The 17,372-nt window shown below is 42.5% G+C and carries 14 protein-coding genes; 9 read left to right on the top strand and 5 right to left on the bottom strand.

The annotated features are described in order from the left end of the window. Window positions 1-6 precede the first annotated feature (6 nt). Window positions 7-1,560: a BCCT family transporter gene (locus FPV17_RS19090; RefSeq protein WP_052008211.1), complete on the top strand. Its 1,554-nt coding sequence runs from the start codon at window positions 7-9 to the stop codon at window positions 1,558-1,560. 274 nt (window positions 1,561-1,834) lie between these two features. Further along, window positions 1,835-2,815, top strand: coding sequence for a tRNA dihydrouridine synthase (locus FPV17_RS19085; RefSeq protein ID WP_144560040.1), 981 nt, complete (start codon window positions 1,835-1,837; stop codon window positions 2,813-2,815). On the opposite strand, the gene FPV17_RS19080 is transcribed toward FPV17_RS19085, so the two are convergent. Continuing rightward, window positions 2,812-3,834: a YcjF family protein gene (locus FPV17_RS19080; RefSeq protein ID WP_144560038.1), complete on the bottom strand. Its 1,023-nt coding sequence runs from the start codon at window positions 3,832-3,834 to the stop codon at window positions 2,812-2,814. The genes FPV17_RS19085 and FPV17_RS19080 overlap by 4 nt on opposite strands. A 234-nt stretch (window positions 3,835-4,068) precedes the next feature. Here FPV17_RS19080 and FPV17_RS19075 point away from each other — a divergent pair, with 234 nt between their 5' ends. From FPV17_RS19075 to FPV17_RS19045, 6 genes are all read left to right on the top strand, one after another. Next, on the top strand, window positions 4,069-5,181 hold the full coding sequence (locus FPV17_RS19075) for an NADH:flavin oxidoreductase (protein WP_060704636.1): 1,113 nt from the start codon (window positions 4,069-4,071) through the stop codon (window positions 5,179-5,181). Window positions 5,182-5,355: 174 nt separating this feature from the next. After that, on the top strand, window positions 5,356-7,818 hold the full coding sequence (locus FPV17_RS22445) for a collagen-like domain-containing protein (protein ID WP_281284313.1): 2,463 nt from the start codon (window positions 5,356-5,358) through the stop codon (window positions 7,816-7,818). A gap of 410 nt (window positions 7,819-8,228) precedes the next feature. Beyond that, window positions 8,229-9,122 (top strand): UTP--glucose-1-phosphate uridylyltransferase GalU, encoded by an 894-nt coding sequence (galU, locus tag FPV17_RS19060; RefSeq protein WP_144560034.1) that lies wholly within the window; start codon window positions 8,229-8,231, stop codon window positions 9,120-9,122. 289 nt (window positions 9,123-9,411) lie between these two features. Continuing rightward, window positions 9,412-10,248, top strand: a complete 837-nt coding sequence (locus tag FPV17_RS19055; protein ID WP_144560032.1) for a C40 family peptidase — start codon at window positions 9,412-9,414, stop codon at window positions 10,246-10,248. 144 nt (window positions 10,249-10,392) lie between these two features. Then, window positions 10,393-11,226, top strand: coding sequence for a class A beta-lactamase (gene bla, locus FPV17_RS19050; protein WP_052008231.1), 834 nt, complete (start codon window positions 10,393-10,395; stop codon window positions 11,224-11,226). A 167-nt stretch (window positions 11,227-11,393) separates the two neighbouring features. Further along, window positions 11,394-12,302 carry a DUF6612 family protein gene (locus FPV17_RS19045; protein ID WP_144560030.1) on the top strand — a complete coding sequence of 303 codons (909 nt, stop codon included), beginning with the start codon at window positions 11,394-11,396 and terminating at the stop codon, window positions 12,300-12,302. Between the two features lie 62 nt (window positions 12,303-12,364). Here FPV17_RS19045 and FPV17_RS19040 read toward each other — a convergent pair whose 3' ends face one another. The 4 genes from FPV17_RS19040 to FPV17_RS19025 form a co-directional block, all read right to left on the bottom strand. Next, window positions 12,365-13,954 carry a solute:sodium symporter family transporter gene (locus FPV17_RS19040; protein ID WP_144560028.1) on the bottom strand — a complete coding sequence of 530 codons (1,590 nt, stop codon included), beginning with the start codon at window positions 13,952-13,954 and terminating at the stop codon, window positions 12,365-12,367. A gap of 237 nt (window positions 13,955-14,191) precedes the next feature. After that, entirely contained in the window at window positions 14,192-14,440 is a 249-nt protein-coding gene (locus FPV17_RS19035; RefSeq protein ID WP_035397825.1) for a GlsB/YeaQ/YmgE family stress response membrane protein, read from the bottom strand. Between the two features lie 57 nt (window positions 14,441-14,497). After that, window positions 14,498-14,737 carry a hypothetical protein gene (locus tag FPV17_RS19030; RefSeq protein WP_035397786.1) on the bottom strand — a complete coding sequence of 80 codons (240 nt, stop codon included), beginning with the start codon at window positions 14,735-14,737 and terminating at the stop codon, window positions 14,498-14,500. A gap of 263 nt (window positions 14,738-15,000) precedes the next feature. Then, a complete protein-coding gene (locus tag FPV17_RS19025) occupies window positions 15,001-15,894 on the bottom strand; it encodes a LysR family transcriptional regulator (RefSeq protein ID WP_144560026.1) in 894 nt (297 codons plus the stop codon). Window positions 15,895-15,984: 90 nt separating this feature from the next. Here FPV17_RS19025 and aroA point away from each other — a divergent pair, with 90 nt between their 5' ends. Then, window positions 15,985-17,331 (top strand): 3-phosphoshikimate 1-carboxyvinyltransferase, encoded by a 1,347-nt coding sequence (gene aroA / locus FPV17_RS19020; protein ID WP_060704648.1) that lies wholly within the window; start codon window positions 15,985-15,987, stop codon window positions 17,329-17,331. Window positions 17,332-17,372: the final 41 nt, after the last annotated feature.

Here is a 17,372-nt window from a genome sequence, read left to right as displayed (position 1 = left end):
AAAAAGATGGCAAAAGGTCAACAGAAAGTGTTACAGACCGTAAATTGGCCAGTTTTTATCATGAGTGGAGGATTCTTACTTCTCTTTGTCGTGATGGCTTTTACAAACATGGAATTAACATCCTTTTTAGTCGATAAAGGATTTCAACTCGCCATAACGTACTTTGGTGGGTATTGGCAATTGTTACTACTCGCAACGTTTTTAGTTGGAGCGGTTCTAGCGTTCTCGAAGCTTGGTTCCGTTCGAATTGGAAAATTAGATAAACCGGAAATGGGCTTTTTTAAATACCTCGCGATCGTTGTAACGACGGGGCTTGGAGCTGGTGGCGTCTTCTGGGCTGCGGCAGAGCCGTTGTATTATTTTCTGGAAGCACCACCTACGTATAGTGGCGTCATTGAAACGACAAACGATGCCATTCAAGTTGCACTTGCGCAAAGCTTTATTTCTTGGGGATTTACTGCTTGGGCAGTGTATGGCGCGATTTGTGCCATCGTGATGGTGTACGCGCATAATCACAAAGGTATGCCGTTAAAGCCTCGTACGATTCTTTACCCCATTCTAGGGGATCGCATACAGCATAGTAAATGGGGAACAGCCGTTGATGTGTTCTGTATTATTGGAGCCGCTGCCGGTACAATTGGTCCGATTGGCTTCTTAGGGCTACAAGTGAGTTACGGGGTGAATGCACTATTTGGTTGGCCGGATACGTATGTAACCCAAGTCGCCATTATTTTAACCCTTACGAGCATTGTTTTACTTTCAACATTAACTGGAATCGAAAAAGGGATTCAGTGGCTTAGTAAATTAAATGTGAATACAGCATTGTTTATCGGTGTTTTCTTAGTTTTATTTGGCCCTGGTATTTTTTTAATTGATTCATACATTTCAGCAACAGGAACCTATCTGTCCCATTTTATAGAAATGAGCACATTCAGAGGTGATAATGAGTGGTCTGGGGCATGGATGCTCTTCTTTTTTGGCTGGTTTATCGGCTTTGGGCCAATGGTAGCACTCATGGTAGCGCGCATTTCTCGCGGGAGAACGATTCGAGAGTTATTTCTCGTTGTGGCGATTATTACGCCCATTTTAACAAATATCTGGTTTACGATATTAGGTGGCTCAGGTATTTTCTATGAGATTCAGACACCTGGATCCATTGCGACTCCATTAGAAGAAAACGGATTACCGGCTGCCATTATAGCGATTGCCAGCCAAATGCCTCTCGGTAGTATCATGCCGTTTCTCTTTCTATTACTAACGATCTTGTTCGTCGTAACAACAGTGGATACAATGTCGTATTCACTTGCGATGAGTGTGACAGGAAAAGGAAATCCAGCAAAAAGCATTCGGTTTTTCTGGGCAACCATTATGTCCATTATAGCGATGATCTTAATTAATGTTGGAAATGGTGGAGTGAATGCACTCCAATCATTTGTTGTTATTGCCGCAGTGCCTGTATCACTCATTCTATTACCACTCTTGTGGGGTGCACCGAAAATTGCGCTCCTCTTGGCAAGAGAACAAGGAATTATTTCTAGAGAAAAAAAGAATAGAGAATAAATGTGTAAACACTCACTTACCCAAAGTGAGTGTTTTTTACATTGGAAGCTTTATTTGTATTGTTATTATGTAAACGCCCTGAACGAACCGATGCGTTTATAGTGAAAACGTTTTATCGCATACGAACAGCATTTCCAATGAAAATATACTTGCTACTGAGCCTCAGTTTTCGGTAAAATCGAATGCAGGGTCTTTTTTGTTTTATGAACCGATCGAAACAGCTAATGAAAGCATAAATAGAGGAAGCAATAGAAGAAAGGAACGAAACATCACTATGACAAATAATTTTTGGCGTGACTTGCCACGGCCATTTTTTATACTTGCACCGATGGAAGATGTGACGGACGTCGTGTTCCGCCATGTTGTGAGCCATGCGGCACGACCTGATGTGTTTTTTACAGAGTTCACAAATTCTGAAAGCTATTGTCACCCGGATGGGAAGCAAAGTGTACGTGGTCGCTTAACATTTACTGAAGATGAACAGCCGATGGTTGCCCATATATGGGGAGACAAACCTGAATTGTTTCGGAAAATGAGTATCGGGATGGCGGAAGAAGGGTTTAAAGGAATTGATTTAAACATGGGATGCCCGGTACAGAATGTTGCTGGAAACGGAAAAGGCAGTGGCTTGATCCGTCGTCCGGAAGTGGCGGCAGAGCTCATTCAAGCGGCGAAGGCAGGTGGTTTACCTGTAAGTGTTAAAACGCGCTTAGGCTATACGTACGTGGAAGAATGGTTTGAATGGCTGACGCATGTGCTAAAACAAGACATTGCCAACTTGTCCATTCACCTTCGGACGAAAAAGGAAATGAGTAAAGTGGATGCCCATTGGGAGCTCATTCCTGAAATCAAAAAGCTACGTGATGAGATTGCGCCAAATACCCTATTAACGATTAATGGCGATATTCCGAACCGTCAAGTTGGCTTAGAGCTCGTCGAAAAATATGGGGTCGATGGTGTCATGATTGGTCGCGGTATTTTTACAAACCCATTTGCGTTTGAAAAAGAACCACGTGAGCATACAAGCGAGGAGTTGCTTGAACTTTTGCGTTTGCAGCTTGATCTTCATGATAAGTACCATAAGATTGAATCACGTGCGTTTAAGCCGCTTCATCGTTTCTTTAAAATATATGTCCGTGATTTCCGAGGTGCCAGCGAGTTGCGAAATCAATTAATGAATTCAACATCAACAGATGAAGTTCGTGCATTGCTTGATGCTTTTCAAGTAGAACAAATAGAAACAGCTTCCCACTAAGAGGGGGAGCTGTTTTTATCTTTTTTCGCGCTCTCGCGCTCTCTTTTAAACTTCTTCGTATAAGTGACAAGAGTTTCAACGTTCAAATCAAGTCCTTGCTCGTAAATCTTCTTAATCGCTTTGCCAAGCGACCACGTAAGCGTACCAGCGACTCCTGCGCTAATCGCTGAGCCCCAGCCCGGAACAAACTTCGAAAGCTGACGAAAGGCCGTTCGACCAATGTTGCTTACAAGATTGGTCACAATCAGTTCTTTTGCTCGATCTTTTGTAATGGTCTTCTCATAAAGCTTGGCTAATTTAATCATTAATCCGACTTGCACGGCTGTAATGGGCACAATATCAGATCCTGGTACAGGAATTGCGCCTGCTGAAGCTGCTGCAAGGGAAGAGCGGTTAATCCACTTATTCGCAATGCGAGATTTATCGTTTAACGCTTTGGCGAACTGTAATTCTTTATTTTTTTTTTGAAGAATGTCGGCAATATGATCTTCTAACTCACCAAGATTAAAGCCTGTTTTTGAAGAAAGCGGGATGACTTTAAAACGATAGCTCGTTTTTTCTTGAATATAATGAAGTAAGCTAGGCACATCGTCAGCAATATCGACTTTATTTAAGACTATTAGGATGTCTTTATTAATAGTTGCTAGCTTCTCAAGTTCTTTTGCTTCTGTATCTGAGAGTACAGTACCTGCTGCATTTAAGAAGAAAAGGACAACATCGGCGTCCTTATAAAAATGGATTGTTTCTTGCGAATGGGTTCGCACCACATCGTTCAAGCCTGGTGTATCGACAAATTGGATATGTTTTTTATACGCGTATTTTTTTATTTCAATGGTTTTCCCTGGTAAGCCAGATGTTGGAGCAACGTTTGCGCCAAATAGAGCATTAATTGTTGTTGATTTTCCGGTATTTATATCACCAATCAAGGCAAACAACACATCTTCTTCTAGCGATCGGTTGATGTTTTCCATTTGTTCGTTAAACGTTTGATTAAAAGCTGCGTCAAATTTCGAAGCCATTGGCATCACCCTCCGTCGTGGTTCAATTGTGTGTCTGTTCTTATTATACTACGGGTGACTTTATTCGTCACAAATGAGAGAAGGGATCGGTAGTGGTAATCAATCATTCTAAATTTGAAGGTAATGGGAATCACGAGTGTTCTGTTAGTTTCCCAACTTTTTATAAGACCTTTCTTTTTATTTCGTAACCCAAAACAATTACAATGGGAGTAAATCATTAAAGGAGAGAGATAAATGACACAATCACTTGCACCAACACTATTTGAGAAGACGCCTTTCGGTAAAGGAGAACTTCAGAGTAAAGTTGTCATGGCACCAATGACGAGAGTGTTTTCTCCTGATGGTGTGCCAACGGAAGAAGTAGCGGCTTATTATAAAAGAAGGGCAGAACACGGTGTCGGACTAATTGTAACGGAAGGAACTGCAATTGATCACCCGGCAGCTGTTATGCATAAAGATATTCCTCGTTTCTACGGTGAGAAAGCATTAGCTGGTTGGAAGCATGTGGTTGACGAAGTACATAGCGCAGGTGGGAAAATTATTCCGCAGCTTTGGCATATCGGATCAGCCAGAAGACAAGGAAATACACCAAATGAAGACGCTCCTCCAGTAAGTCCATCTGGTTTAGCAGTTGATGGTAGCGAAAATGGTGTGGCATTAACAAAAGATGAGCTAACATCTATCATTCAATCCTTTGCACAAGCTGCTGCTGATGCGGAGCGCATTGGTTTTGATGGAATTGAGCTTCATGGGGCACATGGCTATTTAATTGACCAATTTTTGTGGGAACGAACCAACCAGCGCACGGATGAATATGGTGGCGATCTCGAAGGTCGAACTCGATTTGCAGTAGATGTTGTGAAAGCGTGCAGAGAAGCGGTAAGTCCAGATTTTCCAATTGTATTTCGTTTTTCTCAATGGAAAGGCGGCGTTTATGACGCGAAGCTGGCACGAACACCGGAAGAGTTGAAGCAGCTGTTAATGCCGCTTGCAGAAGCTGGTGTTGATATCTTCCACTGTTCGACTCGTCGAATCTGGGAAGCTGAGTTTGAAGGAGTCGAACCATTAAACCTTGCTGCGTGGACGAAGCAAGTAACAGGAAAACCGGTCATCTCTGTTGGTTCACTTGGAGTTGATTATGCATTCTTAAGCAAAAAAGAGAACGACGAGCACTCGATTGATGAAAACCTACGCTTAGTTGACGAAAAACTTCGTGCTAAAGAGTTTGATTTTGTTGCGGTAGGGCGTGCATTATTAGCAGATCCTCAATGGGCAGAAAAAATTCGAGACGGAAAACAAGAAGAAGCGATTTTATATACAAAAGAAGCAGAAAAAACACTGTACTAATACACGTTTGAACCCCTATTGTTTAAGGATAATGAATAGGGGTTCTTTTTATATAGGAAGATGGAATGGAAGAAGTTGTTACGTTTACCCTCCTTTATCATAGGATGATGATAACAGTCCATTCAGTGTGGATTCTTTCGTTATTCACGTTTGATAGATAAGAGGGGATAATGCGTGTCCGATCAATATATCTTCGTAAATGGTGTGCAAATTTTTAAACGAACCTGTACCAATGGCAGGGAAAATAAATGGTGTTATGGCCATTCATTAGGAGGGTGGACAGGAGCTACCGGTTCGCCAGGGCCTACTGGATTTACTGGAGCTACTGGACCTACTGGAGCAGGATTTGAAGGAGCAGAAGCGTTTAATCCCGGCAATGCTTCAGGTTACATGTTAGGTCAGATTGTTACGCACGATGGGAATACCTACTTAGTAAACACAAATTACCCAACAGGTATTCCAGGTAGCTCTCCAGACTATACACTGCTCGCTGAAAGGGGAGCGACCGGCGTTCAAGGAGAAAGCGGCGTAACGGGAGCAACGGGCATTCAAGGGGAAAGAGGAGCCACCGGACCTACGGGTATTCAAGGAGAAAGAGGAGAAACGGGAGCGACCGGCGTTCAAGGAGAAAGCGGCGTAACGGGAGCAACGGGCATTCAAGGGGAAAGAGGAGCCACCGGACCTACGGGTATTCAAGGAGAAAGAGGAGAAACCGGAGCGACCGGCATTCAAGGGGAAAGCGGCGTAACGGGAGCAACGGGCATTCAAGGAGAAAGAGGCGTAACAGGAGCAACGGGCGTTCAAGGAGAAAGCGGCGTAACAGGAGTCACTGGCATCCAAGGAGAAAGCGGCGTAACAGGAGCAACGGGCATTCAAGGGGAAAGAGGCGTAACAGGAGCAACGGGCGTTCAAGGAGAAAGCGGCGTAACAGGAGTCACTGGCATCCAAGGAGAAAGAGGAGAAACGGGAGCGACAGGCGTTCAAGGAGAAAAAGGAGAAACCGGAGCGACAGGCGTTCAAGGAGAAAGAGGAGAAACGGGAGCGACCGGCGTTCAAGGAGAAAGAGGCGAAACCGGAGCGACAGGCGTTCAAGGGGAAAGAGGAGCCACCGGAGCTACGGGTATTCAAGGAGAAAGAGGAGAAACGGGAGCGACCGGCGTTCAAGGAGAAAGAGGCGAAACCGGAGCGACAGGCGTTCAAGGGGAAAGAGGAGCCACCGGAGCTACGGGTATTCAAGGAGAAAGAGGAGAAACGGGAGCGACGGGCGTTCAAGGAGAAAGAGGAGAGACGGGAGCCACCGGAGCCACAGGGATTCAAGGGGAAAGAGGCGTAACAGGAGCGACAGGCGTTCAAGGAGAAAGAGGAGAAACCGGGGCGACGGGCGTTCAAGGAGAAAGAGGAGAGACGGGAGCCACCGGAGCGACAGGGATTCAAGGGGAAAGAGGCGAAACAGGAGCAACGGGCATTCAAGGAGAAAGAGGAGAAACGGGAGCGACGGGAATCACAGGACTAACCGGAGTGACAGGCCCTCCAGGCCCACCTACAGGAGCCACGGGCCCAACAGGACCAGAAGGACCAGGCCCTCCAGGCCCAACCGGAGCGACCGGAGTGACAGGAGCTCAAGGAATACAAGGCCCAACCGGAGCGACAGGTATCACAGGCCCACAAGGAATACAAGGACTAACGGGAGCCACCGGAGTGACAGGAGCTCAAGGAATACCAGGCCCAACCGGAGCGACAGGTATCACAGGCCCCCAAGGAATACAAGGACTAACGGGAACCACCGGAGTGACAGGAGCTCAAGGAATACAAGGCCCAACCGGAGCGACAGGTATCACAGGCCCACAAGGGATACAAGGACTAACCGGAGCGACCGGAGCTCAAGGAATACAAGGGCTAACGGGAACCACCGGAGTAACAGGAGCTCAAGGAATACAAGGACTAACCGGAGCGACAGGTATCACAGGCTCACAAGGGATACAAGGACTAACCGGAGCGACCGGAGTGACAGGAGCCCAAGGAATACAAGGACTAACAGGGGCAACTGGAGTGACAGGTCCCACTGGACTAACAGGGCCTGCATCATTATCGAACTTTGCCGTTGTGTTCTCATCTGCTGGGGGTGCGGGGAGGGGTACCGTTCACCCATTGGCAAATGCAAGTGGAGTCCCGAGTCGAGTGAATCTAATCTCCTTCGGAAGAACAAGCAATGATATAACGGTACCTGATGGAAGTAGTATTCCAATTCCGTTTGGTAGTGATAACTATCAATTTTTCTTCTCTTTTCCTCAACAGGTTACATTAACAGGTATCTCTGCAACGTTTAATAATTGGAGTACTTTTTCCGCGGCAACAGGTACGGATTTTAGACCGTTTGTTGCGTTAGCCACGTCACCACAAGGAACGTATAACTTTACAATAGACACTGCGATGCAGCAGCTTCCATCTATTGGATATACAGCAGGTGCGTCTAATCCAAATACAACAATTCTTACCGGGAGCTCGACGGGTTTAAATGTAACAATACCAGCTAATACGTTGTTAGCTATAGTAGGAGGAATTGTGAATTTGAATACAGGGGCAAATGCAGAAATCTATATTTATATGAATGGATCGTTTTTCTTTAGAAGTAATTAAAGTAATTAGCTACCTTCGATTGCGTAAGTTGCAATCGAAGGTTTTATAAAAGATACGGATTTAATGTATAGTAACTACAAAAAGGTTATGTGCCATATTTAAATACACTGTAAAAGGTTCAAATATCGTGTAAAGTTATGGAGAGATATTTTTAAAACTGCTTTCTTAAGTATAATCTTAAGTAGTAAAATCATGATTTAAGTGTATACTAATCAGTTTTATAATTATAGGTCTTTGTGCTTGTATTAATTGAAATTATTACAATTGGCGAGGTGCAATTTTATAGTAGATGAGCTATACTAATATCATCCATGCTTCAACTTTGAGGTTTATTCTTAATGCAATAGGGTATTGTACGTATCATTATTCGATATTATTTACATTCTTACTATTTGATAAGGGGTTTTTTCATGTCTAAAGTAAAAAAAGCTATCATCCCAGCAGCTGGTCTTGGAACACGCTTTTTGCCAGCTACAAAAGCAATGCCAAAAGAAATGCTTCCAATTGTAGACAAGCCTACGATTCAATACATTGTTGAAGAGGCTGTGGAAGCTGGTATTGAAGACATTATTATTGTAACAGGTAAAGGGAAGCGTGCTATTGAGGATCATTTTGATCACTCGTTTGAATTAGAACAGAACCTATTTAACAAAGGGAAACTTGACATGCTTGAAAAAGTTCAAGCCTCTGCTAAAGTAGAGATTCATTATATTCGTCAAAAAGAGCCTAAAGGACTTGGACATGCTGTACATTGTGCACGCAAATTTATTGGGAATGAACCGTTTGCAGTACTTTTAGGCGATGATATTGTACAAGCTGATACGCCTTGTTTAAAACAATTAATGAATCAATATGACGAGACAGAGCGTTCCGTTATTGGTGTTCAAACGGTTCCTTCCGAAGAGACACATCGCTATGGTATTATTGATCCTGAGTCTAACAATGATCGTCTCTATCGGGTATCTCAGTTTGTGGAAAAGCCAGAACAAGGTACAGCACCTTCGAACCTAGCGATTATGGGACGCTATATTTTAACTCCTGAAATTTTTGATTTCCTTGAGAAACAAGATACCGGTGCTGGAGGGGAAATTCAGTTAACGGATGCGATTCAAGCGCTTAACGAATTCCAAAGCGTTTATGCGTATGATTTTGAAGGTAAGCGATACGATGTTGGGGAAAAGCTTGGTTTTGTTTTGACTCAAATTGAGTTTGCGCTTCAAAACGATGAAATTCGTGACAGTCTTCTTAAGAAAATGCAAGGTTATGTAGCTGAACTTGAAATTGGTCATCGTTCAAGACTGTAATGGAAAAATAATTGTCTTCCAATGGTTTCACTGTAAAAGTGAATCTATTGGAAGTTTTTTAGGTTACTTTTGGAAATGGTCACACGTGAATGAACTTGATAGAATGATAGAGAAAAAGTGTAAAAAAGTATGTGCTGCTAAAAGCTTGTTTTTAATAGGGTTACAGGAATGCACCGTTTCATTTTTGGCAACATCTTGTAACAATGTCAATAGACTGTAACCTGATTGAAATGGAATTTCTTCCAGACCGATGTTACAGTAGTGATCGACTATTAATTGGGAGGTCATTATGAAAACTTTAAAAACAACAGGTAGTAAAATCGTTTTATCAACTTCGTTTGTCGTAGGTCTTCTTTTTGTAACAGATATGAATAATGAGGCGTCCGCATATGCAGACCCTACTGAATATAGCCCTCAATCATCTTCATCGGAAACTGCTATTCAAGCAGACGTGCTTCGTGCGGGTGATCGTGGACAAGATGTTGAGAATTTACAGCAAGATTTAATTTATGCAGGTTATCCAGTTGCAGATGATGGTATTTATGGTGCGGAAACAGAGAACGCTGTTACTTCATTCCAACAAAATCAAGGTCTTCAAGTAGATGGGATAGCAGGTCCAGCAACTCAAGGGGCACTGAATAATGTAGATGCTTCTACTTCCAGACAGGAATCATCAATTGAAGTAACGGAAACAAGTACTGACACGAGTGAGCCAGTTGCGACACCAACGAGTAATGAGACATCATCTGGTCTGAGTCAGTCTATTGCTGATACAGCAAGAAGTGTTTTAGGTACACCGTATGCGTGGGGTGGATCTTCAACAGCAGGTATGGATAGCAGTGGTTTTGTGAACTATGTGTTTCAAAATAACGGCATTCAAGTCGAGCGAACACATGCAGGAATGTGGGCTAGCACGGGTGTTCATGTGAACTTAAGTGACCTGCAAATCGGTGATGTTCTATTCTATGAAGGAACATATAACACACAAGGCGCCTCTCACAGCGGAATCTATGTTGGTAACGGTCAAATGATTCACTCTGGTGGCGGAAGCGAAGGTGTTTCTTACGCAGATATTAACAACTCTTACTGGCAGCAACACTTTATTGGTGTAAAGAGATTCTATTAATCTGATACCTACTAGTATAATAAACACATGTAGATACGGTTTATAAGAAAGAGGCTTCTTCTAACGAGATACGTTGTAGAAGCCTTTATTTTTGTCTACTATTCGATAAAAGAGGGTGAGTCTTATGAAAAAGGCTATTTTTTTATGTGTCGTAAGTGGCGTCATGATGGGGGCATGGAAGTAGAAGAGGAAACGATGGAACAAGGATTTTCTCAGTTAGAAGACCGTTATCATGCAATTTTAGGTGTTTATGCGCTCCATACAGAGACCGGTGAAACGATTGCTTCTAACGAAGAGGACCGTTTTGCTTACGCTTCGACACACAAAGCGCTATCCGTTGGCGTGCTTCTTCAACAGCATTCGCTGGAGGAATTGGATAAACGCGTTCATTACAATGAAAAAGATTTGGTTACATATAGCCCAATTACTGAACAGCATGTTGAGACTGGAATGACGTTAAAAGAGTTAAGTGATGCGTCTATTCGTTTTAGCGATAATCCAGCGGCAAATTTTATATTCAATGAAATTGGTGGGCCGGAAGGGTTTAAACATGCTTTACAAGACATGGGAGACCAGGTAACAGAACCGAAGCGGTGGGAAACAGAATTAAATCATTGGGCGCCAGGAGAAGTGAGCGATACAAGCACAGCAAAAGCGCTAGTGGAAACGCTGCATGGAGTTGCTCTTGGGGATGAGCTTGACGAAGAAAAGCAAGATTTGTTTACTGATTGGCTTGTTCATAACACGACTGGGGATACGTTGATACGAGCAGGTGTGCCTAAAGGGTGGCAAGCGGGCGATAAAACAGGCTCAGCAGTATACGGTACGAGAAATGATATAGGAATTATTTGGCCACCAGACCATGCTCCCGTTGTTCTTGCTGTTCTTTCTCATACAGACGAGGAAGACGGGGAGGTCGACGATCATTTAATTGCCGATGCGACTAAAGAGGTGCTGATTTTACTAGGGTTAGAGTAAATGAAAGACCATCCAAAATTATAAGGTTTTTGAAATTTCTTCAAAAAAGCGGTTTCATTTGTGTGCGTTAGGGAAACCAAAACAACAGATAGGGAGATGGTACGAGCATCAAGATTAGGATCAGCATAGAGGAGCCTCTACCTAAACTATAGTATAGGGGTGTACATATGAAAAAAATGACTTCAATTACGGTGGCTAGTTTTTTTGTTCTTTCGGTTACAGGCAATGCTTTAGCGAATGAGGAAAGTGCGGCAGATATTATTCAAATGTCGAATGAAGCCATGCTTGAGCTGGATAGTTTTTCGAGTGAAACTGCAATGGAATTAACGATGCCAGATCCAATGTCTGGTGAGGAAGTAACGCTTTCTGTTCATACTATGGAAGATGTTATTCTTAATCCATTTGCCATGCATCAAGTGTCGACAATTCATACACCTGATGGTGATCTCGAAACCACCGTCTATTGGACTGAAGACGGTATGTATGAGCAAGGACCAGATGGTGAGTGGTACGTTTATGAAGGAATGAGTAGCGACGAAATGATGGAGCTTCTGCAAGCAACATCCACTCGCGAACAAGCGGAGATGCTTGGGGAAGATATGGACGTAAGTGAGGAAGGGGATTCCTATATACTTACTTACGATGGTAGTGGAGAGCAGCTGAACGAAATGATTGACGATCTTCTTGGTGAACTCATGATGGAAGAGGACATGCAAGGTGAGGAAGCGTTACTCGAGGCATTTGAAATTAGTGATCTTAGCTATGAAATGATGATTGAAAAAGACACGTACTATATGACCGAAATGACGATGGACATGACCATGGTCATTGATGATGGGGAAGAAAGCATGGAAATGCATATTTCACTAGATCAGACAGTCACCAATTTTAATGGTGTCGATTCCATTACAGTGCCAGAAGACGTCATGGAAAATGCGCAGCCTGTTGAGGGTGGGGCATTGCCAGATACAGCGAGTAACCATCTTCTTTACGCGATGGGAGGATTAACATTAGCTGCTGGTGGACTAGGTCTATCTGTACTACATCGACGTAGAATACGTACCTCTCTTAACTAATAGTAGAAAAGACTAGTTCCTCTAAAGGGAGCTAGTCTTTTCGTTTGCTATGCCACTATTTTCTAATTGGCTATACCGATTGGCGAGAAAAACCAGTACATGCCGATGACTAATATAAGAATCATAGCACTCACCCATTTCCTATGTTTCCATGGGGTAAGGTCGACTTTTGCTTCGGTTTCTGGAAATTCAAATGGCTTGGCATTTGGTCCAAACCGACTGATTGCCCAGATTAAGAAAATGTCTACAAATAAGATGACACTGAACACGTACAAGTAATGAATATCGGTAAAGAGCTGAGATGAGCCATACACAATGATATGGAAAATGAACGTTACTTTCGCAGCAAATGGCGTCGCATACTTTGAATAGAAGCCGAGAAGAATGAGTGCAAGTAACGGCATACTATAAAGCCCGTTAAATTGCTGGACAACGTGAAATAAGCCAGCAGGTGCAAACGAAATAAGTGGTGCAATGAGTGCTGATGTTAATCCTATTGCAATGGTAAAAACTTTTCCCATACGACTTACTTGTTTGTCTGTCACATTTTTCTTCAAAGGTTTATAAAAGTCTAAGGTGAGTAGAGTCGTCGTTGCGTTAAGAGCACCGACAAATGAACTTAGGATCGCACCGAAAATGACTGCCGCGAAAATACCAAAAGCCCATTCAGGAAGTACTGCTGTGATAAGCATTGGGTAAGCATTGTCGGCAGGAGCAATGGAATCTCCAAACATGTTATAGGCGATAATCCCTGGAAAAACAAGAAACAGGGCACCAAAAATTTTGAAAATCCCTACGTATAAAGCACCCTTCTGTCCCTCTTTTAAATCTCGCCCAGCAAGCGCTTTTTGCACAATCATTTGATTGGTACACCAGAAAAATAGATTATTAAAGAACAAACCCAAAAATAATGTCGGCCATGGTACCATTTCAGAATTTATAGCACCAAAGGAATTTAATTTTTCAGGTGTATGCGCTCGAATCGTTTCAAAACCGCCTAAAATTCCTCCATCTCCTAACGCAAATAAGGCAAGTACCGGAATGGAAAGACCAGCGACTAATAAACCAAGTCCGTATATGGTGTCGCTAAAAGCACTGAGTCGTAATCCGCCTATTAATAAATACAACAACCCGATAATTCCAGTTAGACCTGATATAAGAGCAATCGCAACTAAAGAATCAACGCCTAACAATTCATCAATAGAAAAAATTTGATTGAAAACGAGTGAACCAGAATATAAGACCACTGGTAAAAAGGAAACGACATATGTAAAGATAAAAAGGATTGAAGTAATTCGTTTCGTGGTTGTATCGAATCGAATTTCAATAAAATCGGTAACGGTATCAACGCCATACTTTAAATATTTTGGTAAGAAGATTAATGCGAGGGCGACGATGGCGACAGCTGCCGTCACTTCCCAACCCATCACTTCCATTCCTGTTTCGTAGCTTTGTCCGTTTTGTCCAACAATTTGTTCTGTTGAAAGGTTGGTCATAACGATAGAGCCTGCGATGGTAATCCCTGTTAAGCTTCTTCCGCCAAGAAAAAGGCCTTCAGAACTCGATAAATTGACTTTTCGGCTACGGGTATATGCATATAACCAAATAGCCGCAACAATGACGATGAAAGTGATGATAGATAAAAATCCCATGTGTCTTCTCTTCTTTCTTAGTAGGTTGGAACATTCAGTGCAACACACAGAATGAAGTGTTTTTGTAAATTACCCTTTTTAAAGACTGCAAAACCTCTTATAACAAAAAAAACGTTCTATATACGAATGATAACGCTATCAACGGCATCGATTGTTTGTTTTTGTAAGATGCGAAAAAACAGCTATTCCCATTTAGGTCATTATAAGGACCGAATAGGAATAGCTGCTTTCTCTTCATTACGATCGAAATGCTCGTAGGACAAGACTAACGATAAAGACTAAAATAATAGCACCGATAAGAGCAGGGAAGATAGCGAATCCGCCAATAGATGGTCCCCAGCTTCCTAGTAGCCACGTTCCGATATTTGCTCCAATAAACCCTGCAATGATATTACCGATAATACCAAAGGGAACGCCTTTTCCGGTAATAGCGCCAGCAGCCCAACCAATTAAACCGCCGATAATTAAACTCCATATAAAACTCATCATGATGTGTACCTCCTTGTTCGTTTGATGTGCCATTCTACTGATGTATAGAGGCTTTTAAAAAGTAAACAAAAAGAACGCGCCTGTAGCAAATAATAGCACCATTAAGGCATTAAAAACGATGCCAATGATACCTGTTATTTTCCCACCTTTAGCCATTCCAGTGCTCACTCCTGATGCCATTACGACAGCTACAATACCTAATATCAGGCCAAGATAAGGGATAAGTAAAGATAAAATACCAAACACAAGTGCGCCAGTTCCATCAGATCCTTTTGATTGATGTGATGTTTCCATTTTTATCGCCTCCTGTGCTGCTTCTTTACCTTTTTTATACTAGGTGTAAACCTTTTTAATGAATGTTCAAAGGCATATTTTGCTCTTCACCGCTTCGTTTTACAAAGGTTTTGTCTTGTCGTTAAACGTCTTTTTAAACGGCTGCAACGTTTCAGATGCGATTGAGTCAAAAGTTTTTGGAAAACGGCTCATTCATGTGAAGAAAGCGTATCCCTTCTCACATTCATACTGGTTTACATGTAGTTTCTCCAAAAAAGACAAAATCATTTATAGTTGTTAAAGGAGTTCGTGAGGGTAGATAGAAAAGACTGACTTGCATAGGATAATGGTGCATGTTTAGTTGTAACAATGCCAATGTGACGTTTTTTTAATTGAGTCGTCAGTGGAATTTCGTATATGTCTTGCTGATTTAATGGTTCTTGGACAAATTCTTTTGTTACGAAAGCAATACCCATTCCAATTTTTGTACATGCTAACAAAACATCCATAGCGCTTACCTCGACTTCCGGGCTAACCGTTAAATGGTGAGAGGCGAATAGCTCGTTTAGATACATGCGTGATTGGCTTTGTTGTGAAAACGTAACGATGGGATACTGAGCTAACTGGCTAAGAGTTTTCGCTTTTTCCGTTAGATGCTTGTATCGTTCACCAACAACGAAAGCACTGTGAATGCTGTAAGTGCCTTCAACGGAATAGCGTTGTTCGTCTATTGGAAGATGAACAAGAGCGATTTCAATGAGCCCGTGCTGTAATTTCGCCAATAGTTCCGGGGTTGAACCGTTTTGAAGTTTTAAATGCACATCTGGGTACTTGTTTTGAAACGATTGCACAATTGGTAGTAAAAGGTGCTTACAGGCTGAATCACTAGCTCCGATAGCAATGGATCCTTGCTTTAATTGTGCTCGTTCTGACATTGTTTTTTCCGCTAATTGAATGGTTTCAAATGCAGGTTTAATTTGTTCAAATAATTGCTTTCCTTCTGTAGTAAGGGACACGCCTTTTGATAGCCGTTGGAAAAGCTGTGTCTGAAGGTGATTTTCAAGCTGAGCGATACTCTGACTAACACTTGGCTGTGTAATGAATAGTCGTTTAGCAGCTCGACTGAAATTAAGTTCCAGCGCAGTTAGATAAAAAATGTAATAGGTATCCATTTTCATGATATAAGCCTTTCTTATAGCTGGTAATCAAAATATTTATTTTACTTATAACATAACCGTTAGTAGAATAAAAGGAAGGAGATGGTGACGATGACAGATGGGAATGTAGATGAGCGAGCAAGAAGCCCATGGACACCTTTAAAAGGTGTCCATCGCGTAACAGTTGCGCCGAGCTCGAAGAAAGTCGATGGAGAAGTAACAATACCTGGAAGTAAAAGCTTAACAAATCGTGCGTTTATTATGAGTGCACTTGCACAAGGCACCTCAACGTTAAAAGGGTTTTTACGTAGTGACGATGCGTATTGGTGCATTGATGCATTAAAGAAATTAGGTGTGTCCATTGAAGTGGACGGGGATGTAGCGAAGGTGACGGGAACTGGCCAAAAATGGTCGAGCGATGAATTGTATATTGGAGCAGCTGGAACGGTTGCTCGGTTTTTGCCTGGTAGCTTAGTAACGGCTCATGAAGGCGAGTGGAAGATCGAAGCGAGTGAAAGTATGACAAAGCGACCAGTTGCGCCGTTAATTGAAGCGCTACGCTCTTTAGGTGGTGACATTACGTATTTACATAAAGAGGGCTTTTATCCTCTTTCAATTAAAGGTAAACCACTTGACGGCGGAGAAGTAACGCTGTCAGGAAAAATATCGAGTCAATACATTAGTGGCTTGTTAATAGCTGGTCCATATTTTAAAAGTCCGTTAAAAGTAAGTATAACGGATCATATTGTACAGCATGCCTACGTGCGATTAACTTTAGATTTAATGGAGGCATTTGGTGCTACTGTATCGTATAATGAGGCGTTAACTGAAATGACTGTATCGCCTTCGGTTTATACACCACAGGATGTGACCCTTGAAGCGGATGCGTCAACGGCATGTTACTTTTTTGCACTAGCGGCGCTAAACAAGGGGCGAGTGCGTGTGACGAATGTAACCGCTAATACAAAGCAACCTGATATCGGGTTTCTCACGATTCTAGAAAAGATGGGCTGCACGGTAACGAAGGGTGAAACGTATGTAGAAGTACAAGGGCCTGCTAAACTTAAAGGAGGCTTTCGTATTTCAATGCGTGAAATGTCAGATCAAACGTTAACCCTTGCTGCTATGGCACCATTTGCAGACGGACCGATCACCATTACAGAAGTGGAGCATATTCGCTATCACGAATCAAATCGAATCAAGGTTATGGCGGATTCACTTAAAGACTTGGGCATTCAAGTGGAAGAATATCAAGATGGGTTGAAAGTATATCCGGGAACGCCACAAGGCACAACCCTTGATACGTATGACGACCACCGTGTTGCCATGTCATTGGCGCTAATTGGTACGCAAGTGTCTGGAGTGGAGCTTGTCGATCCAGGATGTGTTTCAAAAACGTGTCCATCGTTCTTCGATCTTCTTGCGACATTTGGTGTGAATGTGACAAAAAAAGCATAGATGTAAGAAAGGATGGTTGTTTAAAAAGCACCATCCTTTTT

Origin of the sequence: Shouchella miscanthi (assembly GCF_007725405.1) — a bacterium.
Lineage (GTDB): Bacteria > Bacillota > Bacilli > Bacillales > Bacillaceae_D > Shouchella > Shouchella hunanensis.
The sequence above is the reverse complement of the archived record's forward strand: the minus strand, read 5'-3'. Positions and strand labels throughout refer to the sequence as shown.

Bases quoted from the DNA above. Each gene is read 5' to 3' on its own strand.
- bla (WP_052008231.1), top strand. From the start codon at position 10,393: ATGTGTCGTAAGTGGCGTCATGATGGGGGCATGGAAGTAGAAGAGGAA.
- FPV17_RS19035 (WP_035397825.1), bottom strand. From the start codon at position 14,440: ATGAGTTTTATATGGAGTTTAATTATCGGCGGTTTAATTGGTTGGGCT.
- FPV17_RS19040 (WP_144560028.1), bottom strand. From the start codon at position 13,954: ATGGGATTTTTATCTATCATCACTTTCATCGTCATTGTTGCGGCTATT.
- FPV17_RS19090 (WP_052008211.1), top strand. From the start codon at position 7: ATGGCAAAAGGTCAACAGAAAGTGTTACAGACCGTAAATTGGCCAGTT.
- FPV17_RS19085 (WP_144560040.1), top strand. From the start codon at position 1,835: ATGACAAATAATTTTTGGCGTGACTTGCCACGGCCATTTTTTATACTT.
- FPV17_RS19045 (WP_144560030.1), top strand. From the start codon at position 11,394: ATGAAAAAAATGACTTCAATTACGGTGGCTAGTTTTTTTGTTCTTTCG.
- FPV17_RS19055 (WP_144560032.1), top strand. From the start codon at position 9,412: ATGAAAACTTTAAAAACAACAGGTAGTAAAATCGTTTTATCAACTTCG.
- FPV17_RS19025 (WP_144560026.1), bottom strand. From the start codon at position 15,894: ATGAAAATGGATACCTATTACATTTTTTATCTAACTGCGCTGGAACTT.
- galU (WP_144560034.1), top strand. From the start codon at position 8,229: ATGTCTAAAGTAAAAAAAGCTATCATCCCAGCAGCTGGTCTTGGAACA.
- FPV17_RS19075 (WP_060704636.1), top strand. From the start codon at position 4,069: ATGACACAATCACTTGCACCAACACTATTTGAGAAGACGCCTTTCGGT.
- FPV17_RS19030 (WP_035397786.1), bottom strand. From the start codon at position 14,737: ATGGAAACATCACATCAATCAAAAGGATCTGATGGAACTGGCGCACTT.
- FPV17_RS19080 (WP_144560038.1), bottom strand. From the start codon at position 3,834: ATGGCTTCGAAATTTGACGCAGCTTTTAATCAAACGTTTAACGAACAA.
- aroA (WP_060704648.1), top strand. From the start codon at position 15,985: ATGACAGATGGGAATGTAGATGAGCGAGCAAGAAGCCCATGGACACCT.